This window comes from Ferrimonas senticii DSM 18821 (assembly GCF_000422665.1).
GTDB classification, from domain to species: Bacteria; Pseudomonadota; Gammaproteobacteria; order Enterobacterales; family Shewanellaceae; genus Ferrimonas; species Ferrimonas senticii.
Genome location: NZ_AUGM01000011.1, coordinates 119,365 through 143,420 on the forward strand (window position 1 = coordinate 119,365; position 24,056 = coordinate 143,420).

Annotated in this window: 20 protein-coding genes and 2 tRNA genes; 15 read left to right on the top strand and 7 right to left on the bottom strand. The window is 53.3% G+C overall.

Features of this window, described 5'->3' with window-relative positions:
- The first annotated feature begins 16 nt into the window (after positions 1 to 16).
- The 6 genes from G506_RS19265 to G506_RS19275 all read left to right on the top strand — a co-directional run bounded on the left by G506_RS19265 (position 17) and on the right by G506_RS19275 (position 6,037).
- Entirely contained in the window at positions 17 to 2,419 is a 2,403-nt protein-coding gene (locus tag G506_RS19265; RefSeq protein WP_035387166.1) for a DMSO/selenate family reductase complex A subunit, read from the top strand.
- A gap of 24 nt (positions 2,420 to 2,443) precedes the next feature.
- Positions 2,444 to 3,076, top strand: a complete 633-nt coding sequence (locus tag G506_RS0108440) for a DMSO/selenate family reductase complex B subunit (protein ID WP_028116484.1) — start codon at positions 2,444 to 2,446, stop codon at positions 3,074 to 3,076.
- A gap of 51 nt (positions 3,077 to 3,127) precedes the next feature.
- Complete coding sequence (locus tag G506_RS19270) at positions 3,128 to 3,742, top strand: TorD/DmsD family molecular chaperone (RefSeq protein ID WP_169628087.1); 615 nt, start codon at positions 3,128 to 3,130, stop codon at positions 3,740 to 3,742.
- A gap of 100 nt (positions 3,743 to 3,842) precedes the next feature.
- A complete protein-coding gene (locus G506_RS0108450; protein ID WP_028116485.1) occupies positions 3,843 to 4,463 on the top strand; it encodes a TorD/DmsD family molecular chaperone in 621 nt (206 codons plus the stop codon).
- A 78-nt stretch (positions 4,464 to 4,541) separates the two neighbouring features.
- The gene (gene modB / locus G506_RS0108455; RefSeq protein WP_035387167.1) at positions 4,542 to 5,228 is read left to right on the top strand and encodes a molybdate ABC transporter permease subunit; all 687 of its coding nucleotides are present in this window, start codon (positions 4,542 to 4,544) and stop codon (positions 5,226 to 5,228) included.
- Positions 5,225 to 6,037, top strand: coding sequence for an ATP-binding cassette domain-containing protein (locus G506_RS19275; protein ID WP_051202005.1), 813 nt, complete (start codon positions 5,225 to 5,227; stop codon positions 6,035 to 6,037). The genes modB and G506_RS19275 overlap by 4 nt, the downstream gene beginning before the upstream one ends.
- A gap of 26 nt (positions 6,038 to 6,063) precedes the next feature.
- Here G506_RS19275 and G506_RS0108465 read toward each other — a convergent pair whose 3' ends face one another.
- Positions 6,064 to 6,819 (bottom strand): Crp/Fnr family transcriptional regulator, encoded by a 756-nt coding sequence (locus G506_RS0108465; protein ID WP_028116487.1) that lies wholly within the window; start codon positions 6,817 to 6,819, stop codon positions 6,064 to 6,066.
- A 293-nt stretch (positions 6,820 to 7,112) separates the two neighbouring features.
- Here G506_RS0108465 and G506_RS0108470 point away from each other — a divergent pair, with 293 nt between their 5' ends.
- Both G506_RS0108470 and G506_RS0108475 read left to right on the top strand, forming a co-directional pair.
- Positions 7,113 to 9,677, top strand: coding sequence for a DMSO/selenate family reductase complex A subunit (locus tag G506_RS0108470; RefSeq protein ID WP_028116488.1), 2,565 nt, complete (start codon positions 7,113 to 7,115; stop codon positions 9,675 to 9,677).
- Positions 9,678 to 9,694: 17 nt separating this feature from the next.
- Entirely contained in the window at positions 9,695 to 10,393 is a 699-nt protein-coding gene (locus G506_RS0108475) for a 4Fe-4S dicluster domain-containing protein (protein WP_028116489.1), read from the top strand.
- Between the two features lie 168 nt (positions 10,394 to 10,561).
- On the opposite strand, the gene G506_RS0108480 is transcribed toward G506_RS0108475, so the two are convergent.
- Complete coding sequence (locus G506_RS0108480; protein WP_028116490.1) at positions 10,562 to 11,470, bottom strand: LysR family transcriptional regulator; 909 nt, start codon at positions 11,468 to 11,470, stop codon at positions 10,562 to 10,564.
- Positions 11,471 to 11,868: 398 nt separating this feature from the next.
- Between G506_RS0108480 and G506_RS0108490 the strand changes: the two genes are divergently transcribed.
- The 3 genes from G506_RS0108490 to G506_RS19280 all read left to right on the top strand — a co-directional run bounded on the left by G506_RS0108490 (position 11,869) and on the right by G506_RS19280 (position 14,932).
- Complete coding sequence (locus G506_RS0108490) at positions 11,869 to 13,398, top strand: flavocytochrome c (protein WP_035387168.1); 1,530 nt, start codon at positions 11,869 to 11,871, stop codon at positions 13,396 to 13,398.
- Between the two features lie 10 nt (positions 13,399 to 13,408).
- Positions 13,409 to 13,762, top strand: coding sequence for a cytochrome c3 family protein (locus G506_RS0108495; protein ID WP_028116493.1), 354 nt, complete (start codon positions 13,409 to 13,411; stop codon positions 13,760 to 13,762).
- Between the two features lie 231 nt (positions 13,763 to 13,993).
- Positions 13,994 to 14,932, top strand: coding sequence for a LysR substrate-binding domain-containing protein (locus G506_RS19280; RefSeq protein ID WP_240473405.1), 939 nt, complete (start codon positions 13,994 to 13,996; stop codon positions 14,930 to 14,932).
- A gap of 10 nt (positions 14,933 to 14,942) precedes the next feature.
- Here G506_RS19280 and G506_RS0108505 read toward each other — a convergent pair whose 3' ends face one another.
- On the bottom strand, positions 14,943 to 15,662 hold the full coding sequence (locus tag G506_RS0108505; protein WP_028116494.1) for an SDR family oxidoreductase: 720 nt from the start codon (positions 15,660 to 15,662) through the stop codon (positions 14,943 to 14,945).
- A 123-nt stretch (positions 15,663 to 15,785) separates the two neighbouring features.
- Positions 15,786 to 16,757 carry a hypothetical protein gene (locus G506_RS0108510; protein ID WP_156904850.1) on the bottom strand — a complete coding sequence of 324 codons (972 nt, stop codon included), beginning with the start codon at positions 16,755 to 16,757 and terminating at the stop codon, positions 15,786 to 15,788.
- Positions 16,758 to 17,181: 424 nt separating this feature from the next.
- Between G506_RS0108510 and betT the strand changes: the two genes are divergently transcribed.
- Positions 17,182 to 19,194: a choline BCCT transporter BetT gene (gene betT / locus G506_RS0108515; RefSeq protein ID WP_028116496.1), complete on the top strand. Its 2,013-nt coding sequence runs from the start codon at positions 17,182 to 17,184 to the stop codon at positions 19,192 to 19,194.
- Between the two features lie 70 nt (positions 19,195 to 19,264).
- Here betT and mltC read toward each other — a convergent pair whose 3' ends face one another.
- The gene (gene mltC / locus G506_RS0108520) at positions 19,265 to 20,404 is read right to left on the bottom strand and encodes a membrane-bound lytic murein transglycosylase MltC (RefSeq protein ID WP_028116497.1); all 1,140 of its coding nucleotides are present in this window, start codon (positions 20,402 to 20,404) and stop codon (positions 19,265 to 19,267) included.
- A gap of 178 nt (positions 20,405 to 20,582) precedes the next feature.
- Positions 20,583 to 20,840: an accessory factor UbiK family protein gene (locus G506_RS0108525; RefSeq protein WP_028116498.1), complete on the bottom strand. Its 258-nt coding sequence runs from the start codon at positions 20,838 to 20,840 to the stop codon at positions 20,583 to 20,585.
- Positions 20,841 to 20,959: 119 nt separating this feature from the next.
- On the opposite strand from G506_RS0108525, the gene rep reads away from it, so the two are divergent.
- The gene (rep, locus tag G506_RS0108530) at positions 20,960 to 22,975 is read left to right on the top strand and encodes a DNA helicase Rep (protein ID WP_028116499.1); all 2,016 of its coding nucleotides are present in this window, start codon (positions 20,960 to 20,962) and stop codon (positions 22,973 to 22,975) included.
- Positions 22,976 to 23,037: 62 nt separating this feature from the next.
- Here rep and G506_RS0108535 read toward each other — a convergent pair whose 3' ends face one another.
- Complete coding sequence (locus G506_RS0108535) at positions 23,038 to 23,541, bottom strand: hypothetical protein (protein ID WP_028116500.1); 504 nt, start codon at positions 23,539 to 23,541, stop codon at positions 23,038 to 23,040.
- Between the two features lie 274 nt (positions 23,542 to 23,815).
- Between G506_RS0108535 and G506_RS0108540 the strand changes: the two genes are divergently transcribed.
- Together G506_RS0108540 and G506_RS0108545 are read left to right on the top strand one after the other, a co-directional pair.
- Positions 23,816 to 23,892: transfer RNA gene (locus tag G506_RS0108540), tRNA-Arg, on the top strand.
- 42 nt (positions 23,893 to 23,934) lie between these two features.
- A tRNA-His gene (locus G506_RS0108545) sits at positions 23,935 to 24,010 on the top strand.
- Positions 24,011 to 24,056 lie beyond the last annotated feature (46 nt).

Below are 24,056 nucleotides of genomic sequence, written 5' to 3' on the forward strand. Positions count from 1 at the left end.
AAAAAGGAACAATCTCATGCAAAGACGTGATTTTCTTAAGTTAAGCGCTACTGCCAGTGCAGTGACCTGCATCACCGCTTGTGGCAGTAAAGATGAAGATAAATTAGCGCCAGTGCTGCCAACCCAAGAGCAAGTAAATTGGTCGTGCTGCACGTGTAACTGTGGTCACAGCTGTCCGCTCAAAGTAATTTCCGTGGAGGGCAAAATTGTCCGAATTGAAACTGACGATATCGGTAATGATGCTTATGGCAATCATCAAGCTCGTGCGTGCTTAAAAGGTCGCTCAAACCGCAAAAAGGTGTATTCGCCAGACCGTTTAACCTCACCTATGAAGCGTGTTGGTCCGCGAGGGTTGGCAAGTAGTTTTGTTGAAATTAGCTGGGAAGAGGCGTTTGACACTATCGCCGCTAACTTGAAAAAAGTGTATGAGGATGAGAATGCTGGCCCATCAGCGGTTTATCCGCAGTACGGTACCGGTCGTTTATATTCTTGTTATGGCGGTGGTCATTGGATCCACGCAGGGCAGTGGGGGGGCAAACTGCTTAATTTGTTAGGTGGCTATCTGCGTCATTACGGAACTTACAGTTCTGCCCAGCAGGCAGTGGCAATGGCTCATACGTACGGAGGGGGGGGATCGAGCAGTTACACCCAAATGCAGCACAGTGATCTCATAGTAGCGTTTGGCTTCAACCCTGCGGAAACGCGTATGAGTGGCACTGGTGGTACCTATGACTGGAGTGAGTTTATTGCGGGGAAAGAAACCTTTGTGGTTGACCCTCGATTCTCTGATTCCGCGGTAGGTAAAGAAGTTACCTGGTTACCAATTCGTCCTGGAACTGATGCGGCATTATGCGAGGCAATTGCTTACGAGTTGATCAACGATGGTCATGTCGATAAGACATTTATGGATAAATATTGTGTTGGCTATGACGCTGATACGTTGCCGAGTGATGCACCCGCTAACAGTGACTATTACTCCCACATTATGGGGAATGGCGATGATGGTATTCCAAAGACTCCAGAATGGGCTGAAGCTATTACTGGCTTACCGGCTGATGAAATTCGTCGTTTGACGAAAAAACTAGCTGGTGCGGAGCGCCCATTTATTTGCCAAGGGCTAGGCCCACAGCGCCATGCAATTGGTGAGCAATCTGTTCGAGCAATTGTGATGTTACCGCTGTTGCTAGGTAAGATCGGTATTGAAGGTACCAATTCTGGTGTTTGGCCAGGTACTTCTGGCACCTCAATCTCATTCTCTCCAGTTGGTAAAAATCCATATCCAGGCTATATCTCGTTCTTCACGTGGAGCGATGCCGTTGTACGTGGTACAGAGTTCACTAAAGAAAAAGATGGTCTGCGTTATGTAGATAAGTTGAACAGTAATATTCGATTTATTTGGAACTATGCCGGTAATGCTCTTATTAACCAACATTCTGATTCATTTGGTACTCATGACATTCTTGCAAGTAAAGAATCTGATGAACTATTTATTTTGGTACATGATGTCTTTATGACGCCAAGTGCTAAATATGCAGATATTTTGTTGCCCGATATCACTGATTTTGAAAATACCGATGTTGGTGCGAACGGTGGTAGCTTGATGGAAACGGTTGTGGCAATGACACCAGCAATTGAACCATTATTCAACGCTAAGGGGTGCTTTGAGGTCTGTTTAGAACTGGCGAAAAGATTAGGCGTTGAAAATGAATTTTCGGAAGGCAGGGACTATATGGGTTGGGTACGTCATCTGTACGCTCAAGACCAAGCACGATCCGGTGGAAAGTTACCACAATATGACAAGTTGGTTGAGCAGGGTATCGTTCATATTGAAAAGCCAACGGCTTCATATATTGCCTACAAAGGATACTTTGAAGATCCAGTTGCGAATAAGCTAAGCACTCCTAGTGGAAAAGTTGAAATTTATTCTGCTACCCTCCAAGGCTATGCAGATACTTGGACTTTGCCTGCTGGAGATTCAATTCCTGCGATTCCAAAATATCAAAAAACCTGGGAAAGCTATGAAGACGAAGAGGCTCGTATTGAATATCCACTTCAATTAATTGGCCATCATACTAAGTCTCGTTGTCACTCAAGTTTTCATAATATTCCATGGTTGCGTGAAGCGGTTGAAGATTCTGTATGGATTAATCCGGTTGATGCTGACGCAGCAGGGATTACGGATGGTGTACAGGTTAAAGTGACTAGCGCACGTGCATCAGTGATTATTACGGCTAAGGTTACGCCACGAATCATGCCGGGGGTGCTGTCAATTGCTCAAGGGGCTTGGTTAAAAGCTGAAAACTTGGCAGATAAGATTGATATTGGCGGCAACGTTAACTCATTGACCAAATACCACCCAACGCCAATTGGTAAATGCAACCCGCAACATACCAATCTAGTAAAAGTGACTTTGGCTTAATTTGGCATAAGTGAGAATATTAAAATGACTCAATTAACTCAGTATGGTTTTCATGTTGATACGCGGAAATGCAGCGGTTGTAAAACTTGCCAAGTCGCATGCAAAGATAAGAATGAATTAAATCCAAAAGTATTGTGGCGCCGTGTTTATGAATATGGAGGAGGCAGGTTCTCTATTTTAGATTCTAATAAAGGTACCTATACTAATAACGTATTTGCGTATAATGTTTCGATTAGCTGTAATCACTGTGGCGATCCTGTTTGTTTGGCAGCATGCCCAACTGGTGCCATTCACAAGCGTCAAGCTAATGGCCTAGTTGTTCTTGATAGTTCGATTTGCATCGGTTGTGAGAGCTGTTCCAAAGCCTGCCCATACGATGCGCCACAATTGGACGCAACCCAAGGGGTGATGACTAAGTGTGATGGCTGTTACGAACTTGTAGAGCAAGGTAAAAAGCCATTGTGCGTTACCTCCTGTCCACTTCGAGCATTGGACTTTGGGCTGATGGAAGAGTTGCGTGAGCGTTATCCAGGAGCGACGACTGGTGATATTTATCCATTACCAAGCAGTCACATTACCAAGCCAAATTTGTTGGTTACTCATAATGTTAGTTCAAGCCGAAATGATGGCTCCATTATGAATCCTCGTGAAGTGTAATTAATTGAATAATTGGCTGGGAGGTGTTCCTCCTAGCCAATGGTAATTATTATGAATAGTTTCGATAAAGATATTTGTGCATCTGTTTTTGGCATTTTTCATGGTTTAATTTTTAAAATGCCAACGTCAAATGGTTATCAAGAATATCAACAAAGTGGGTTGTTTAAATATTGGCCGTTAAATGATGTGGACTCTATCAAAGGGATACAGTTAATCAATGGCTCATTAGAAAATGACAATTACAATGCTTTATTGGCGGATTATCGTTATTTGTTAGTCGGTCCCGGCACAAAAGGGGCTTATCCTTGGGGATCTGTGTATACTGACAGAGACAACCTATTATTTGGGAAGACTACATCTTTACTTGAGCAGTTTTATAAATTGAATGGGGTCGAGTTTGAACTTGATAAAAATCAGCCGTTAGATCACGTTGGATTAATTTTTGGTGCATTATCTTTGTTGTTCGCAAATAATAGAGCTAATGTTGCTAAGGAATTGCTTGGGGTGCATTTGTTACCTTGGGTTGGTTGTTTTATCAGTGAGCTTAAGAAAAATTCTAAAACTGGATTTTATCAGGGAGTGGCCGAACTAATGGATGCATATTTAAAGGCTATCAGTATCGATATGGACATTAAGCCAGGAAAAGTGGCGCTATATTATCAGTAAACCAGCAAGGTGACGTAAAGCGTTTCAGGCGGGAGTGAGTTAACAAAGTCTTATTTTGATATCATCCACTATCTAGAGCAACACCGATAACGGAACTTTGATGACATCACCCGCTACTTTTGCCAATGCTGCCGCCATCTGCGGTGTGCTGCATAACCTCTATTTTCATAAGCCGACTCCAGCGTTTTTGGCCAACTTTCGTGACAGTGAACTGCTGGCAAGCTGGCCGCTGCTGGCCAGCGAAGCCGAGCATCAGCAAGCGCTGGCGCTGATCAGCCAATCACTGGCGGAGTTGACCGATGAGCAAATTGAACGGGACTACTACCGGTTGTTTGTGGGCCCGGGAGAGATGTTGGCTTACCCGTGGGGCAGCGTTTACACCGACAAAGAAAACCTGCTGTTTGGCGTCACCAGTATCGCCTTTAGCCAGTTCCTAAAGCGCTGGCAGATTGAGCTGCAACTGGACTCGCATCAGCCGCTGGATCACGCCGGGTTGATGCTCGGGGTGTTGTCGCAGTTGCTGCAGGGGCAACATCTGCAAGCGGTCGATGAATTGCTAAGCCAACATCTGATGCCGTGGGCACCACGCTGGTTAGCCTGTATCGAGCAGGGCGCGGACAGCGGCTTTTACCGCGGCATGGCGCAGCTGACGGCACAGGTGCTGAATGCCCTAATGCAGGCCCAAAATCTGACCGCGGACGCGCTGCCGCTGTATAAATAAAGCCGTAGCCTAATCCCTATGGCATTATCAGTTGGCGCCGAAATTGGTCGGCGCTAATCACCAGAGAACAATGACTTGATGCTAAGTGCAGCCGATTTTGAGGCGCTATTTTTAACCATAAAACTGGCCGCCATCAGTACCTTGTTGCTGCTGGTAGTGACGCCGCCGCTGGCGTGGTGGCTGGCCCACAGCCGCGCGCGCATTCGTCCCTTCGTTGAAGCGATCGTCTGTTTGCCGCTGATTTTGCCGCCGACGGTGCTCGGCTTCTATCTGTTGCTGCTGTTCTCACCGCTGTATGCGCCGGGGGCGTTTTATCAAGAGCTCACCGGTTCGACCTTAGCGTTCTCGTTTACCGGTCTGGTGATCGGCTCGATGATCTATTCGCTGCCGTTTGTGGTGCAGCCGTTGCAATCGAGCTTTGTCACCTTGGGCAAAAGTGAATTGGAAGCGGCGGCGACCCTCGGCATGGGCAAGCTGCAGCGGTTTCACTATGTGGTGTTCCCGATGACGCGCCACAGCTTTGTGTTGGCCGGTCTGCTTGGCTTTGCCCACACCTTGGGCGAGTTCGGGGTGGTGCTGATGATTGGCGGCAACATTCCTGGGGAAACTCAAGTGATCGCCATCGCTTTGTTTGAACACGTTGAAGCGCTTGATTACGCCAGTGCCCATATCTTGGCGGGCGGCTTGTTGCTGATGTCGCTGACCATGCTGCTGTTTATCTACGTTGGCATGGATCGCCGCAAGCGCAGTTGGGGGGCAATGTGAGTCTGCATATCGACTTGCACGGACGCCTTGGCGACTTCGTGTTTAACTTTGAATTGGATCTGCCGCTGCGCGGGGCCATTGGCTTCTTCGGCCCATCCGGGGTTGGTAAAACCAGTATCCTGCGGGTGCTGTGTGGCCTTGAAGATGGCCTTAAAGGCACCGTGGTGGTCAACGATGAGGTGCTGCAGGACAGCCGCAACAACTTGTTCGTCGCCGCGGATAAACGCAACATCGGCATGGTGTTTCAAGACAGCCGCCTATTCCCACATCTGACGGTGCGGGAAAACCTGCAGTTGGCGCTGCGACAGGCTAAGCATCCGATCTTTGGCATTGATGAGCTGGCCAAGGAGTGCGCCTTTAGCGAATTGTTGGAGCAGCCAGCACCGTCGTTGTCGGCGGGGCAACGGCAGCGGGTGGCGATTGCGCGGGCGCTGATCGCCGCACCGCGACTGCTGCTGATGGACGAGCCACTGGCGGCGCTGGATGTTGATTCGCGGCAGAAGATTTTGGGCTTCCTACAGCGGGTGAGCCACAAACTGCCAATCATCTTTATCAGCCACAGCGTTGCTGAAACCCTGCATTTGTGCGATCCGATTGTGGTGATGGCGCCCGGCCGGGTTGAGCAGGTAGGTAATGCCCAGCAGGTGGATCATCTGTTGCCGCGTCGCCGTGGTATCGGCACCGTGGTCAACTTCGATGCCGAGCGCGGCGAGATCACCTTAAAGCTGGACGATTACGCTCCGGATTTTGCGCCGGATCAGGTGGTGGGTTTGGTCAGCCAGCCAAACTGGCTGCTTGGTCGCGAATAGCCGCGTCAGTTCCAACACCAAGCCGCCTAGCGCGGCTTTTTTAATGACATGTAATGGCTTAAAAACTGCAGTACCTCGGCGGGGATCTGCTGCTGCAGTGCTTGCGGTTGTTTGATTGACAGATAGCCGTAGCCTTTGTCGATCAAACCGCTGCTGTGCAGCTGCTTAACCACCTCGCTGCAGTATTGGCGGGTGGTATTGCTGAGCAGGCACAGATCATCGATGGTCAGTTTGAGCCGATCGCCGTTGGTGCGAATGTGCAGGATCAGCAAGCGCAAGATGATGTTCTGTCGTTTATCGAGGCTGGATCGCAGCAGCGCCATATTGTGGCTTAGATGCAAACACTCCGCCGCCCGCGCCAACACAAAATTGCCCAGTTGTGGGCACTGCGGCAGCAGTCGTTCGATGGTGGCGTTGTTGATTACCAGCAGTTCGGCGTCAAACAGGCAGTGATAGTAGTTGTGGTGATGCTGAAAGCGGTTGCGGTTGTTGGCCAAACAAACCTGAATGTAGCCACTGGTCCACACCGATGAGGCGCATTGCAGTTCGTCGCTGACCGTCAGCACTTCCAGCAAGCAGCCGCTGCGAACGTAGATCAGCACCCCCTCATCCAAACTGGGGCTAAAGCGGTCGCCACGCTTGAGCGAGATCCCAAAGGCACTCTTTAGCAGTTCATCGACAATCACCGTCGGGATCTGCGCTTTGTGCAGTTGCTGCGACAAGCTGTGGATTTCACTGGTGGGCTTTAAGGCTTGAGTCATGGCGGAGGTGTTAGCCGGCATTGTCGTTATCAGTTTAACGACAGGTTGAATCAATGTTGGTGGATTTTAATAACTCCATTGCGCCAGATCACGTTTTATTGCGCTATCGATGAACTGTTTTTCCGCTTCGGAAATTTTGTGATTTAGCTCGCCCCGTATACCTCTAAAGTGAGAGCTCATTTCCACTCAAATGTCAGCTAGTTTACGTTTCAAAGCGACGCTTTTTGCCACTATCTCTCTCAATGAATGCGGTTCGCTTGCAGTTGCAAGTGAGCGCAAGCCAATGAATTGATGACTGCCTTAAAGGTGAGATCGTGCAAAGACGTGACTTTTTGAAACTGAGCGCCGCCGCTGGCGCGGTAAGCTGCATCAGCGCTTGTGGTGGCAAAGGTGCTGGCCAAGCCGCAACCGTGGCTGCCGAAGAGAAGCTGAACTGGACCGCGTGTCTGGTGAACTGTGGCTCTAACTGCCCACTGAAGGTGTACTCCGTTGATGGGATCTGTACCCGAGTGGAAACCGATTGGGCGGAAACCGACGAGTACGGCAACCACCAAGTACGCGCCTGTTTGCGTGGCCGTTCCCTGCGTCAGCGCAACTACGCGCCAGATCGCATCAAGTCACCGTTGAAGCGCGTTGGCGAACGTGGTGCCAACCAATGGCAAGAGATCAGCTGGGAGCAGGCCTTTAACGAAATTGGCGCCAAAGTACGTCAGCTGAAAACCGACTTCGGCGCCGAGTCGATCTACCACCACTACGTTTCTGGTGCCTACTACGGCTTTGCCTCTGGTAACGCCATCCGTCGAGCGCTGGTGAACGCCGGTCCGGCCGATAAAAAAGGCTTCTTGAACTACTACTCCAACTACTCTTGGGCGGCACTGAACGTGGCGGCCCCGGCAACCTTTGGTGCGGAAACCGGCGGTACTAAGGGCAGCCGTCTAAGTCATCTGCGCGATTCTGATTTCTTCTTGGGCTTTGGTTTCAACCCATTTGAGATCCGCATGTCCGGCTCGGGCGAGCAGTACGACTTCCTCAATGCGGTGAAAGATCGTCGCGACAGCGGCAAGCAGTTCAGCATGGTGCTGGTGGATCCGCGTTACACCGACTCGATGTTGGGTAAAGAGGACAAGTGGGTGCCAGTGCGTCCGGGCACCGACGCGGCGATGGCAGCGGCGATGGCGTACGAGATGATCGCTTCCGGTTGGGTTGAGCAACACTCCCGTGGCTTTATCGATCAGTTCACCGTCGGTTACGACGCGGCCTCGATCCGAGTTGCACTGGCGGCCAAGCCAGAGCTGATCCCAGCCGGCATGACCGCCGAGCAGATGGCAGCCGATAACTACCACGATTACATCATGGGCCTGGGCAAGTACCAGGGCCAAGCGAAAACCCCTGAGTGGGCGGAAGCGATCTGTGGTGCGCCAGCGGCGGAAATCCGCGATGTTGCTAAGCGTCTGATGGCGTCCTCCAACCCGTACATCTCCATTGGCGCCGGTCCGAACCGTCAGGCCAACGGCGAGCAGAACATGCGCTCAATGTACATGCTGTCGGTACTGGCCGGTAAGCTGGGTCAGCCGGGCACCAACAACGGTGAACTGCCAAGCAACTACGGCTTGCCGGTAGCCGGTTTGGGCATTGGCGATAACCCAGTGCAAGCCACCATCTGTTTCTTCGACTGGCTGGAAGCGGTAGAACGCGGCGATCAGATGTCTTACCGCAGCCACGCGGTGAAAGGGTTGGCGGATGTTGATGCCAAGCTGCCAAGCAAGATCAAAGCGGTATTCTGCTCTGCCGGTAACGCCATCTTGAACCAGCACGCTGACGCCAACTACACCCGTGATGTCTTGAAGCGCGTTGGTGACACCCCAGAGGGCCACGGCCCAGAGCTTATCGTGGTGACCGATTGCTGGATGACCTCTTCGGCGATGATGGCGGACTACGTACTGCCGGATTCCACCTGGCTGGAGTCCAACGATCTGGCTAACGATTCCTACGCGTCGGGCGAGACCGGTTACATCACCTTTATGTCGACCGATCTGAAGCCATTCTTCAACGCCACCAAGAACATGTACGAGATTGGTCTGGGCATCGTTGAGGCCTCTGGCGGCGATGTAGCGGCTTATACCGAAGGTCACAAAGACTCGGCGGCGTGGCTGGACCATTTGTACGCCCAGACTCGCGATAACAAAGCCAACGCAGCACTGAAACTGCCAGCGACCTACGCCGAAGCGCAGGCCCAAGGCTTCTTCCGCAGCCACGCGCCGGATCGCGGCCCAGTGTGCCTAAGCGGCCTAGTGAACGAAGGTAAAGCGCTTAAAACCCCGACTGGCAAGATTGAGATCTACGCCTTTAACTGGGCCAAAGACGCCAGCATTCGTGAGCTGTTTAAAGACCAAGAGCGTGGCGTGGTGACCGCAGTAGATACCATTGATCCGCTGCCAAAATACGTACCGCATTGGGAAGGCTTCCAGTCCGATGGCACCGCCACTGGCGATGCTGAAGTGGCGCAATTCCCGCTGCAGGTGGTGGGTTACCACACCAAGGGCCGGGTGCACTCTTCTTACCACAACGTGAAGTGGCTGCGTGATGCCGTGGAAGACTGCGCGTGGATCCACCCGATGGATGCCGACAAGTACCAAGTGGCCGACGGCGACACCATCACCGTTACCAGCAAGCGTGGCGAAATGCTGATCCGCGCTCGCGTGACCCCACGGGTGGTTCCGGGCTGTGTGGCACTGGCGCAAGGCGCTTGGTACAAGGCCACGGCTGGCGAACAGCAAGATACTGGCGGCTGTACCAATACCCTAACCAAGTACCACCCAGGACCGGTAGGCCGTGGTAACACCCAGCACACCATCCGCGTCAAGATTGCCAAAGCGTAAGATAGAGGAGCCAAACAATGACTAAATCCGTTCAATTCGGTTTCTATATCGACACCACAAAGTGCACCGGCTGTAAGACCTGTCATGTAGCCTGTAAAGATGACAACTCACGCTTGGCGGCGGGCAGCGTGCTGCCGGGCGAAGCGCCAAACAAAACCATGCCGATCGACGGCAAATGGCGCCGCGTGTATGAGTTTGGCGGCGGCAACGTTGGCGTTAACGCCAATGGCAGTTTCTCTGGCGCCAACAGCGTGTTTGCGTTTTACGCCTCGGTTGCCTGTAACCACTGCTCTGATCCAATCTGCGTTAAGAAGTGTCCAACCAAGGCGATGCACAAGCGTCAGTCCGATGGCTTTGTGCATATCGACGATTACATGTGTGCCGCCTGTCACACCTGTGCCCGCGTGTGTCCGTACGATGCGCCGCAGTTCGACAGCGAACGCGGGGTAATGACCAAGTGTGATGGCTGTTTTGACCGCATCGACAAAGACTTGAGCATTCCGCTAAGTCAGCGTCGCAAGCCAGCCTGTGTGGAGTCGTGCCCACTGCGTGCCATCGACTTTGGCGAAATCGGCGAACTGCGCGCCCTGTATGGCGACAACGCTGATCTGCCGGGTCTGCCAGATTCCTCGAAAACCAAGCCAAACTTGGTGATTAAGAGCAATCCGGTGGCCTACAAAGGTCAAGCCAACCTGCTTAACAGCTTCGAGGTGTAATGCGGCTTTAAACCGTCTCACTCGGCGTTGTTCAACTTACTGTTAGAGACCACTGGCAGTGGCGTTGAACGTCTTGATTGAGACGGTTTGCCTTCTGCATTTGCTGCAACGACCAAGGCCACTGCAATCGCAGTGGCCTTGTTGTTTTTGGCGGTTAGCTGTCAGTGGTTATACCCAGCGTGGATCTTGCTGTACCCGCTCGTTTAAGAAATCCAGAAACACCCGCAGGCGGCGCGGCAAGTAGTTGTCTTTGGGGTAGATGGCGTACAGCGGCACCGACGGGATCTGCCACCCGGTCATCACCGCCACTAAGCGACCGGCGGCGATCTCGGCGGGGCAATACAGGGTGGGCACCCGAATGATGCCGTTGCCGTTAAGAGCGCCGGCGATCAGCACTCGGCCGTTTTTGCTGATTAGCTGCCCTTTCAGATTAACCTCGGCGGTGTGCTTGGGATCGTTGACGCTTTGATAGCGCCAGCGGCCAACGGTGCCCATCAAGATCCGATGTTGCAGCAGCGCTTTCGGCTGTTGCGGCTCGCCGTGTTGGGCCAGATAAGCGGGGCTAGCGAGGGTACTCATGGCGATGTTGGTGAGCAGTTTGCCAACGAAACCGGCGTCCTCTAAATCCCCCATCCGAATCGCGATATCGAACTGATCTTCAATCAGGTCAATGCGGTGGCTGCTAAAGTCGAGATCGATGGTCACCTCTGGGTACAACTGCATAAATTCGGCAACGTAGCGGGCGATAAACTCCTCGCCGATATGGCCGCCGACGCTGTTGATGCGGATCAGGCCGCGCACCTGCTGGCTGTCATCCACCGCCGCTAGTAATGCCTGTTCCATCTGCTTTAACGCCTGCTGGCACTCGGCAAACAGTTGCTGTCCGGTTTGGGTTAAGGTCAGCGAGCGGGTAGTGCGGATCAACAGCGTCACCCCAAGCTGTTTTTCCAAGGCGCTGATCTGCCGTGATACGTGCGAGCGCGACACCTGCAGTGCCTCGGCGGCTTTGGTGAAGTTGCCCAGTTCGGCGATCAGAATAAAGGTGCGAATGTCGCTTAAATTCAGTTGGTTTAGCATTAGCGTCGCCAGCAATAGTGATAGCGCGATGGTAGCAAAGTTAGCGCGCCTTGGGACTGGACTGAGAATGCCGTTATAGCGCAATCGTGATGAATAAGATGCAGTTGTTGTCGAGCTGATTGCGATGGCGCAAATAATCGCCATTGGTATTTGGTTGAAAAAAATTAAGCCGGCTTTTTTAAAAGTATGAGCCAACCAACACCGCGTGTGGTGATTGGCATAATGTTTGTGGCGGTTGAGCCAAGCCAAGGCCACAGAAACGCCTGTCGACGGGCAAGGAATTTCGTTCCTAAGGTTATGACTTTTGTTCCTAATTTGCTGAAATTAATGTGATTTCGTTTGGCTTTGCAAACTTGTGGCTTGCCTAAGATGGCCTCGAACATTTGAGGAGAGTCATGATGAACGATACAACCATTAATCATTCGCGACGCACCATCCTAAAAGCGGCCACGATCGCCGGGATTGGTGGCGCGACTCTGTCTTTACCGGCGCGGGCGCAGGCTCCGGCGCAACACCACTTTGATGAAAGCTATGATGTGGTGATTGTCGGCTCAGGATTCGGCGGCTTGGCGGCGGCGCTGCAAGCCCGTGAATTGGGCATGAGCGTGCTGGTGGTCGAGAAGATGCCAACCTTTGGTGGCAACTCTTGTTTAAATGGCTCTGGCCTTGCCGTGGCAGGGTTGGCAGAGCAGGCCAAGTTGGGGATTGAAGACAGCGCCGAGCTGTATAAGCAAGATTTGCTTAAGGCTGGTCGTGGCTTGGGGATCCCTGAACTGGCTCACGCCATCGCTTATGGCTCGAAAGAGGCATACGAGTGGGTGGTGTCCCATGGGGTTAAGTTTATCGATGGGGTGTACCTTTACGGTGGCCACTCGGTACCACGGGTGAAGCTCGGCCATCGCTCTACCGGCGCCGATATTACCATTCCGCTGCGGGAGAAAGGCGAGCAACTCGGGGCTCAGTTCCGCTCTCGTTGTGCCATGGAAGAGATCTTGATGGACAACGGCAGCGCCGTTGGCATTCGTGTGCTGGATCGTCACGAGTGGCAACGCCCAGGCAGCGGTGTTGAGAAACGCATTCAAGCCAAGAAGGGATTGATCATCGCCACCGGCGGTTACGCTGCCGATGTTCAGTTCCGGTTACTGCAAGATCCGCGTTTAGATGCCTCGGTTGGCCACACCAATCAGCCCGGCGCTTCCGCCCAAGGATTGAAAGAGATGTTGCGAGTCGGTGGGGTCGGTCGCCATCTGTCTTACATCCAATTGGGGCCGTGGTGCTCGCCGGATGAGCCGGGCTATGGCAACTCACCAGATTATTCGCCGTACGCTGGCTATACCCATGGCATCGCCGTTGACGTCAATACCGGTGAGCGTTTTATGAATGAAACCGGCGATCGTACCGATCGCGCCAACGCCATTATCGAGATCTTAAAAGGCACCCCAGACGCTTATCCGGTGCTGTTCTGCGATGAAACCGGCCATAACGATCCCGGCATTACGCCAACCCGTCGGCGTCGCATTGTTAAGTCCGGTGCGGTTAAGGCGTTCGATACCTTGGAAGCTTTGGCGGAACATTATGGGATCCCAGTCAAGCCGTTCTTGGCCCAAGTTGAGCGGTATAACGCCGCGGTGTTGGCGGGCGATGACAGCGAGTTCGGTAAGTACATCACCAACCTAAAGCCGATCGGCAAAGCGCCGTTTTATGCGCAACGTCTAAGTAACCGGATCCACTACACCATGGGCGGTGCGGCCATTGATCAAAATGCGTCGGTATTGGCGATGGCCGATGGCAAGCCAATCCCAGGGCTGTATGCCGTTGGTGAAGTTTCTTCCGGTGGTCACGGTGCCAGTCGCTTGGGTGGCGTAGGCACGACCGATCCGCTGGTGATGGGCCGTATTGCCGCTAAACACATTGCCTCTTTGGGTTAAGGGAACAGACATGAAACAACGTATTATTGCCACCCTGTTAGCGGGTTTGATGATCGCCCCATTGGCGCAAGCAATGGATCTCAAGCAGCACCATACCGATGCCGGCCTTGAGTGCCAGGATTGCCACATCGACGCCAACATGACGATCCCAAGCAACGCCAGTTGTTTAAATTGTCACGGCTCGCTAGAGGATTTGCGTGAAGCGGTGAAGCAACCGGAAAGCCAATATTATCTGGACACCAATCCGCATTACTCGTTCCACTATGGCTATGGCCTTGAATGTTCTGCGTGTCATAGTGAGCACCAAGAGTCGAAACTCTATTGCAATAATTGTCACCAGTTTGATTACCCAGAATTTAAATAATTTGGCGTAATTAAAATAAACGGCAGCGATAATGGATGGCTGCCGCTTTTTATTATTTAGGCTGCTTAAATAGTATTGTGAATATCGCAGTGGCTGACCGGATTATATCGTGATGGGACTCTCGTATTGCGTTATCGCCGGTTTGCTATGATTGCCGCACTGTTTTCAAACTAAATTGGCCCAAGGAGCCGCCACTGTTATTTGATGGTGGTCAATCCGCCCTGTCGCATTATGTTTCGATTGCCGCCGTTACGCTCCATTCAAGTCTTTGATGCTTGCGCTCGCCACCGTTGTTTCAGTTTGGCGGCGCAAGAACTGGCGATTACCCAAGGGGCCGTGTCTAAGCAAATTAAGTTACTTGAATCGTTTTACGCCGAACCCTTGTTTTTGCGACAAGGGGCGCAGGTAGCGTTGACGGCCAAAGGCCATTGGCTGGCCAGCGAAGTGCTTCCGATCTTCGATAAGCTGTATGCGTTGGGCCAGTTTGGTACCAGCAAAGATAAGATCCGGATCGCCAGTTATCCTTCATTTTCAACCCGCTACTTGCTGTATCAAGTAGATCAGTTCAATCGGCTCTATCCCGACATCGATGTTGAGATCGTGCTCAGCGTGAGCCATCCAGAATTGTGTGATGAGGTGGCAGATCTGTTTATTACGGTGGAGCCTGGGAGTGATGGCTACCACAGCCAGTTGTTGTTTGAAGAGCAGCTGATCGCAGTGGCGAGTGCCAAGATCTTGCCGCAGCAACGGCCGCTGACCGTGGCCGAATTGAATCGCTATACCTTGCTGGTTGCCAGCGATTACATGGGCTCTGATTGGCAACGTTGGTTTGCCCATAACGGAGTGACACCGAGCAAATATCAGCAGACGCGCACCTTTAACCATGTGTTGCTGACTACCGAGGCGGCAGAGCGAAACTACGGCATTGCGCTCTCTTGCCATATGTCGGTGAGTCAAGATCTGCTCGATGGTCGCTTGATTGATGTCGGTTTACCAAGCTGCCCGTCGGGGCTGAGCTACTACCTTTGTTGCAAGAGTCGGCGTCGCTACGAACCCAGCATCAAGTTGTTTGCCGATTGGTTTAGCAGAGTGGTAGCTAATCAGTTGCGGCGCCACCCCCACAATGCAACAACGCCCCAGCAGCGGGGCGTTGAGTTAACGAACTTGTAAAGCGGCGCAATTACGGCTCTTGGCGAGTCGCTGCCACTACGATTTCGCGGATACACACGTTTTGCGGTTGCCGGTAGGCAAACTCGACGGTGCGGGCGATGTCGTCGGCCACTAGAGCGCCGCCGATGGCGGTTTTCCAATCTTCGTAACCGGCTTTGATCTCATCGGAAGTGGTGTGCGACAGCAGTTCGGTTTCCACCGCGCCTGGGGCGATGACGGTCACTCGTACATTGCTGTTGGCCACTTCTTCACGAACGTTTTCTGAGATCGCGTGCACCGCAAACTTGGTGCCGACGTAAGCGGCGTGGTTCGGGAAGGTTTTGCGACCGGCGATGGAGCTGATGTTGATCACGGTGCCGGACTGGCGGGCTTTCATTGGTGCCAGTACCGCCTGCATACCGTGCATCAGGCCAATCACGTTAACGTCGAACATGGTCTTCCACTGATCGGCGTCTTGCACGTCCAGCTGGCTTAGTAGCATTACGCCGGCGTTGTTAACGATACAGTCGGTTGGGCCAAACTGCGCTTCAGCTTTAGCAATTGCCGCTTCAAACGAGGCGCGATCGGTCACGTCTACTTGCTCACACAGGGTGTTTGGCAGGTTCAGGGCTTGCAGACGGTCGATACGACGCGCCAGCAGCAGTAGCGGGTGGCCGGCGTCGCTCATGCGACGGGCAATCGCTTCACCAATACCAGAGCTTGCGCCGGTGATAACAACCAACTTTTTCATTAATGCATCCTTAATCTGTTGCGATGGGCGCCCAAAGCAGGGCAGGCGGTAATGGTAGTTGGCTGGCGACTGTTGATATATATCGGTTCTCTCAAATCACTGTTGCCCTATGGCAACAATGATTTAGCTTGGCAGCAGTAGCAGTCCTACCAACAGATGAGTACCAATAAAGGCAGCAGCGATAGCGGCGGGCACGCTCCGCAGCAGTTGCCAACCGTTGCGGCCACAGATGGCGAAGATATTAAGGCTAATGATCAGCAGTGCAGTTAGCGACACCATATTGGTGAGGATGCACAGCAACGCCAGTTGTTGCAGATAGTTAAGCTCTGAAAACAGCGGCAGCGGCGCTAATGCTCCCAGTGCTAAATCCTTATTCAACCACACCTTGGTTAACCAATACGGCGCTAGTTGTTGCGCTTCGTCGGCACTGTAGCCGAGCCAGTCTAAGCCGTTGCCGATGGCATGAACTAGACCATCGAAGCGGTATAAGTCGGTTGGCCAGTAGAACAGCAGCAACTCAAAGGCGGCGATGATCAGCAAGCGATTGGCGATGGTTTTGTAGCCCGCCTCGGTATAGCTGACTAAACGTTGTGTGAGGTTCTGTTGGCTGACATGCAGATCGATTGGGTGCGGCTGGGGATCGCGTCCCAACACCAGTGCCAGCACTGAAGTGCAAAACAGCGGTAGCAGTATCGATGCCAGCAGCAGTTGGTTGGGGAGATAGCCAAAAGCTGCCACCGATAGGCAGGTAAGGCCACCGGTTGAGCTGAAGCCAGCGGTTAACATTAGCAGTTTTTGACGCACGGACAGTTGCGACAGGATTGGCAACACTAATATCAGCGTCTGGGTGGCACCGACGATTAGGGTGATTAAGCTGAATAACACCCCGTGACTGAAGCGGTTGTGGCCACTGAACTGACGATTCGGGATGGTTTGAGTCAATAACTGGTGCAGCAGCGCTAACACCCAGATCATCACCATTACCATCGGTGCGACTCGCGCCATAAAAGCGATACTAATTGTCAGTTGTGGCCACTGGGCTAACAACGCGGGCTGGCATTCGATCAGGTTGGCCAGCAGGCACAGCGCTACCATGGCGAAAAATTGGCCAAACTTAAGCCAGGGTTGCGGCGACGTTGGATTATCAGTGTTAACAGCGGTAGGGGGCGGGGTCGACATGACGGCAATAATCAACACAACAGACAGCCCGAGGGTATGTCCGAAAGCTGATGTTTGTCAGCAAGTTTATCGCTACTGCCCGCGCTGTAACGTGACGCCATTGATTTCGGTGGCCGTTCGATAAGCAATGTTGATTAACGGTTTTGACTGCAGTAACGGTTGTTATTGAGCAGTTACTGTGTCAGGGGGAATAAAGTTGGTGGCTTGTGGTTGTATTGTTGCGCAGTTGCAGTGAATTAAATTGCGCGTTGCAAAAATGTAGCTAGGATGGGGCTACATTTGTCGCACTAGAGTCATTGCTCAGCTGGATGCTGAGCGCAGTTATGACTTCGGAGGTTCCATGAGTGATGCATCCGCATCCACTTCGCCGCAATCCAGCTTAAATCGCTCGGTGTTTGCTGGCGCTTCGCTGCTGATCCTATTGATGGTCGGCTTTACCGCGCTGTTTCCTGAGTTGGCCTCGCAGCAATTCTCGGCGCTGCAGGCGTCGATCATCACCAATGCCAGTTGGTTCTATATCTTGGCGGTGGCGCTGATCCTGCTGCTGGTGGCGTACTTGGGGTTATCCCGATACGGCGAGATTAAGCTTGGTCCCGATCACGCCGAGCCGGATTTTAGCCTTGGCAGTTGGTTTGCGATGCTGTTCTCGGCGGGGATGGGCATCGGTTTGATGTTCTTCGGTGTTGCCGAGCCGGTGATGCACTTTATGACCCCACCGATCGGCGAGGGCGGCACGGTTGAAGCCGCCCGCGAGGCGATGAAGTTAACCTTCTTCCACTGGGGCCTGCATGCTTGGGCGTTGTACGCCATCGTGGCGTTGATTCTGGCGTTTTTCAGTTATCGTCATGGTTTGCCTCTGACCCTGCGCTCGGCGTTGTATCCGCTGATTGGCGATCGGATCTACGGTTGGGCAGGGCATGCGGTCGATATCTTTGCCATTTTGGGCACCATTTTTGGGGTGGCGACCTCGCTCGGTTATGGCGTGTTGCAGCTCAATTCTGGTCTGAATTACCTATTCGGTATCGAGGTCAGCGCGCAGGTGCAGGTGGGGCTGATCATCGCCATTACCGCGTTGGCTACCATCTCGGTGGTTTCCGGTTTGGATAAAGGGATTCGCCGTCTATCGGAGCTTAACTTGGGCTTGGCGGTGATCTTGATGCTGCTGGTGCTGTTGTTGGGGCCAACGGTGTTGTTGCTGCAAAGCTACGTTCAGAACGTTGGCAGCTACTTATCGGAGATCGTTTCCAAGACCTTCAACCTGTACGCCTATGAACCGACCGATTGGCTCGGTGGCTGGACCCTGCTGTACTGGGGCTGGTGGATGTCATGGTCGCCGTTTGTGGGGATGTTTATCGCCCGTATTTCTCGCGGGCGTAGCATTCGCGAATTCGTGTCTGGGGTGTTGTTTGTCCCAGCCGGTTTCACCATGGCGTGGATGACGGTGTTTGGTAACAGCGCCATCGACATGATTTTGCACCATGGCCAGCAAGCCTTGGCCGATATGATCAGTCAAGATTCCTCATTGGCGCTGTTTGTGTTCCTTGAGCAGTTCCCGTTCTCTGGCCTGCTGTCGACCATCGCGATGATGATGGTGGTGGTGTTCTTCGTTACCTCGGCGGATTCCGGTTCCTTGGTGGTCGATATGTTGGCCTCGGGCGGCAACGATAAAACCCCGGTGTGGCAGCGGATCTACTGGGCGGCGTCGATTGGCGTGGTGTCGGTGGTGTTGCTGTTGGCTGGCGGTCTGGCGGCGCTGCAAACTGCGACCATCGCCAGTGCCTTGCCGTTCTCGATTGTGTTGCTGGTGGCCAGTTACGGTCTACTCAAAGCGCTGCGGATCGATCTGCACAAGCGCGACAGTTTGCAGCAAACCAACCTGGCCCCAGCGGCCACTCGCAACTCGATGGCGTGGGATCGCCGTCTGCGCAATATGATGCAGTTCCCTCGTCGTGGCCATGTGAACCGCTTTATCGATGACACCGTGACCGCCGCGATGGAGATGGTTGCCGGCGAGCTGCGTAAGAGCGGGGTCGAGGTGCTGGTGACGTTGGATGACGACACTCACGCGATCAGTCTGAAAGTGCTGCTTGGTGACGAGCATGACTTTGAATATCACGTGATCCCAACCGCCTACATGCGCCCTGCGTTTGCCTTAACCGGTGACGACAGCGACGAAGACAGTAAGTACTTCCGCGCCGAAGTTCACCTGACCGAAGGCGGTAAAGATTACGACGTCATGGGCTGGAACAAGGAGCAGGTGCTTGGGGACATTCTCGATCAATACGAGAAACACCTGCACTTCCTGCATATGGTGCGTGACGAGGACACTCGACCAAGCGCGACCATGGCTTAAACGCCCAAGCTAGCAGCAAAAACGCCACCTTAACTGAGGTGGCGTTTTTTTATGGCGTTAAGCAACCGGCTTACATCGTGCCTTGGTTAAATTCCTTCTGGAATTTCAGCACCTTTTCCAAGTATCGACGGGCTTCCGCTTTCGGATGTTGGGTGGTTAGCACGGTGTACAACTGATTTGGATGCAGGGCGTTCAGTTCCCGCATCGCTTGCTTGCGGTCGCTGTCAAAGGTCGACAACACCCCACCGGTACCGCCGTTGTAGGCAGAGATCATTGAGTAGTGTAGCGAGGTCGAGTTCTGTACTTCCTTGAGATAGCGGGTCTTCAAGATGTGGAAGTAGGCGGCGCCAGTATCGATATTGCTGGCGGGATCGAACAGGTATTCCTTGGTGGGGATGTCATTACGCCCCTTAACCAGGTTAAACACATCGGCGCCGGCGGTTTTCGGGATCACCTGCATCAAGCCATAAGCGCCAGCGTGGCTGACCGCGTAGGGGTTAAAGCTGCTTTCGGTCTTAACGATGGCGTAGATCAGATCTTCGCTAAGGTTATAGCGTTTGGCGGCATCGCGGATCAGGTGGGCATATTGGTACTCACGCTGGCTTTCGTGGTCGCTCACCATGTCAATTTCGACGTAGTAGACCTTGCCACGGCGCACTGGCTTGCTGCTTAACCGATTTTCTAGCAAGTAGTTGGCATAGCGGTTGGCACGCCACTGCCATTCGATCGGTTTGCCATCGTGATCGACCACTTGCCCCAACAAAAACGGTTTGCCGCTGGCGGCGATGTTTTTGTCACTGAACAGGTCAACCTTGCTGGGATCCGCTGGCATCAGCAGGGTTTCGACAATCGCTTGTTGCAGGTGGGTTTTAGGCTGATCTTGGGCGATAGTGGCCACCCAAATTTTGCCCTTATCAAAGTCGATGTGGGCGCGGGTACGATAGCTGTCGATGTATTTCACGTAGTGGTGCTTACCGGCCACCAGATATTCATCTTCCCCCCACTCTTGTTTCACCTTGTTGGCTAAGTATTGCATCAGCTTGGTGAAGGCGATCTGGTCGGCGCTTGGGGTCGATGGCGAGGTTACCGATGGGCATTCGCTGTAACTGGGCTGTTGAAAGGCCGGTTCACAGACACAGGGCTCAGGATCAGGCGTTTGCGCGCAACCAGCCAAAGTGGCCAGCAGCGTCAGAGGCAGCAACACTCTCATGGGATTCACTTACTACGATAACAGTTTGAGTAAAAACTACTGTACGCCGATACAGGTGATCGCCCAAGCAGATGGCCGTTAAGTTGCGGCTAGGATCACTGAAAAAGCCGAGCGGAGCTCGGCTTTGATGCAGTTGCCACCAGTGACGGCGGGCAAGGTTTGCCGGCCGCCTTGGCGGTTATTCCGCGGCGGATTTGTCGGCTTGCTCTAGCTGCGCCAAGCGCGCTTCTAACGCTTCTACCATCGCCCGAGTTTTCGCGAGTACCGCGGTTTGGCGGTCAAACTCTTCACGGGATACCAGGTCGAGCTTCATCAGTTGGCTTTGCAGCAGCGTACGCGCTTTTAGCTCAAAATCTTCGGCGCCGGCTTTTAGTCCCGGCGGTAGGTTATCGGCCAATTGTCGAGCCAGTTGTTCCAATTTTTGTGGAGGGATCATCGCCATTTCCTTGCATTGGTTTTTTCCTAGAATATCAAAATCCGCGTCGCAATAGCGCGTGCGTAAGTCAGTAAATTGGTTAGAATCCCCGACTCTGAAAGTTCTACAAGGTTGTCGTGATGAAACTCAATCCCGCCCAGCAGCAAGCGGTTACTTACGTCTCTGGCCCCTGTTTGGTGCTGGCTGGTGCTGGCTCCGGCAAAACTCGAGTGATCATCAATAAGATCGCTTACCTGATCCAGCAGTGTGGCTATCAAGCTCGACACATTGCCGCGGTGACCTTTACCAATAAGGCCGCGCGGGAGATGCGCGAGCGGGTGGCCGGTACCTTGGGTAAGGCCGAAGCGCGCGGGTTGCGGATCTCGACTTTCCATACCTTGGGGCTCGACATCATCCGCCGCGAACACAAAGTGTTGGGGTTAAAGCCCGGCTTTTCGCTGTTTGACGATCAGGATTCGTTGGCGCTGTTAAAAGAGCTAACCGAGGCCGAGTACGATCACGACAAAGACTTGCTGCAACGGCTGATCAGTCGCATCAGCGATTGGAAGAACGATCTGGTGATGCCGGACAAAGCGATGGCGCTGGCGACCGATCCCGGCGAGCGCGAACAGGCGCTGCTGTATGGCCGCTACCGCGATCATATGATCGCTTACAACGCCCTCGACTTTGACGATCTGATCATGCTGCCGACGCTGCTGCTGGCGGGCAACAGTGAAGTGCGTGAGCGCTGGCAGAACAAGATCCGCTACTTGCTGGTGGATGAGTATCAGGACACCAACACCAGTCAGTACGAACTGGTGAAACTGCTGGTGGGCGAACGTGCCCGCTTTACCGTGGTGGGTGATGACGACCAATCGATCTATTCCTGGCGTGGCGCCAAGCCGCAGAACTTGGTGTTGCTGGGCAAAGACTACCCCAATCTGCAGTTGGTGAAACTGGAGGACAACTACCGCTCCTACGGCCGCATTTTGAAAGCCGCCAACATCTTGATTGCCAACAACCCGCACGTCTACGACAAGAGCCTGAAGGCCAACTTGCAATACGGCGAACCGATCCGGGTGATCAGCGCCAACAATGATGATCACGAAGCGGAGCGGGTAGTGGCTACGCTTATCCGTCACAAGTTTATGAATCACGGTAAGTTTAAGGATTACGCCATCCTTTACCGTGGTAACCATCAGTCGCGTTTGTTTGAAAAAGCGCTGATGACCAACCGCATTCCGTACAAGATCTCCGGCGGCACCAGCTTCTTTAGCCGCGCCGAGATCAAAGACATCATGGCCTACATGCGGGTGCTGACTAACCCTGACGACGACAATGCGTTTTTGCGGATCTGCAATGTGCCGAAACGGGGCATGGGGCCGGCGACGCTGGAGAAGATCGGCAATCTGGCCAACCGCAAACAGATCAGCCTATTCGCCGCCTGTTTTGATCCTGAGATTGAGCAAGTGCTGCCCCGCGGCGCCGCGGAAACGGCGATGATCTTTACCCGTTGGTTGGTGGAACTTGGCGACCGCGCCGAACGCGGCGACACCATCGCCGCGCTGCGCGATATGGTGCGCGAGATCAACTACGAAGACTTCCTGTACGACACCTCGCCAAGCCCGAAAGCGGCGGAGATGCGGATGAAGAACGTCTCTGAACTGTACAAGTGGATCACCGCGATGGTGGAAGGTGACGATCTGGAAGAGCCGATGACTCTGAAAGAGGTGGTTACCCGTTTGACTCTGCGCGACATGATGGAGCGTTCCAGCGAAGATGAAGAGCTGGATCAGGTGCAGATGATGACCTTGCACGCCTCCAAAGGGTTGGAGTTCCCGGTGGTGTTCTTGGTGGGCGCCGAAGAGGGTCTACTGCCGCACCAAGTCAGCTTGGATGAGGGTAACGTCGAAGAGGAACGCCGTCTGGCCTACGTGGGGATCACCCGTGCTCAGCGTGAGTTAGTGTTTACTCTGTGTAAAGAGCGCCGCCAATATGGTGAGCAGGTTAAGTGTGAGCCGAGCCGCTTCCTACTGGAGTTACCGCAAGACGACTTAATCTGGGAAGACCGTCAGGTGAAACCGTCGGTGCAGCAACGGCAGCAAACCGCCAGCGCGAATATTGCCGCGATGCGGGCGATGCTCAACAAAAAGTAGGTTAATTCGCTTTCGGTAGAACACAACGCCGCGCAATGGCGCGGCGTTGTGGTATGCGGCTGCTATTTCTGCAGCTGATGCAGCAGCGGGATCTGATCCAGCTGTTTTTCCGCATCGAAGATCGCTTCGGCGGTGTGGATCGACACATAAGGCGGGTGATCGATGGCGGTGATCTTGCTGCCGTCTGGGGTCAGGTGGAAGGTCACCTGCTGGCGCTTAGCGATCTCATTGGTGGTCAGCTTTTCTAGCTTGCCGTCGACCGCGGCCAGCAGTTCGTAATCGACGGTGATCTGAATGCCCTCAGCGGTTTGCTTGCTGTTGGCAATGGTGAAGTCGCCGGTCACGAAGAAGCGTTGCCAGCCTGTATGAAACTCTTCAATCACCAGATTTTCCATCAACCAGACGTTGCCGCTGTCGAGGCGGAAACCGCTGTGGTCAAAATAGACGAACTTGCGCACCAGCTTGGTGGCTTCTTCAACCGCAGTGCTGGCCTGCACTGGCACACTGATGGCTGCAGCGGCAACGGCAGCACCGATAAGAGAGATGGCTTGGCGACGGCTAAACATGGCCCCAATATCCTTAAAATAGGGTGAAATTGGACAGAGGCTACCGCAGTGTCCGAGTCGCGACTAAGCTTGCGTTAGGGTTCTGAGAGAGCGGTCACGACAGTGGTTAAGCTATTGTGTCGATTTGCGATTGCAGTCTGTCGTGGTCAGAAAGTGTGAGCTATCGGTGCGTAAAATGAACCAGCAAGTCAAATTTTGTTCGGTTGGTTAAAATAATCGAAATTGGCGTAGACGGCAGGGAGGCGAATACGTACTATAGCCGGCGTCAAGGAACGCGCCCATAGCTCAGCTGGATAGAGCGCACCCCTCCGGAGGGTGAGGCCGGGGGTTCGAATCCCTCTGGGCGCGCCATTTATTTTGGCCGACAGAAGTTCGAAAGACAAAACACCGTTGGTGGCTATAGCTCAGTTGGTAGAGTCCCGGATTGTGATTCCGGTTGTCGCGGGTTCAAGTCCCGTTAGCCACCCCACTATTCAGAGAAGGCCCTGTTCGCAAGAACAGGGCCTTTTCGCATT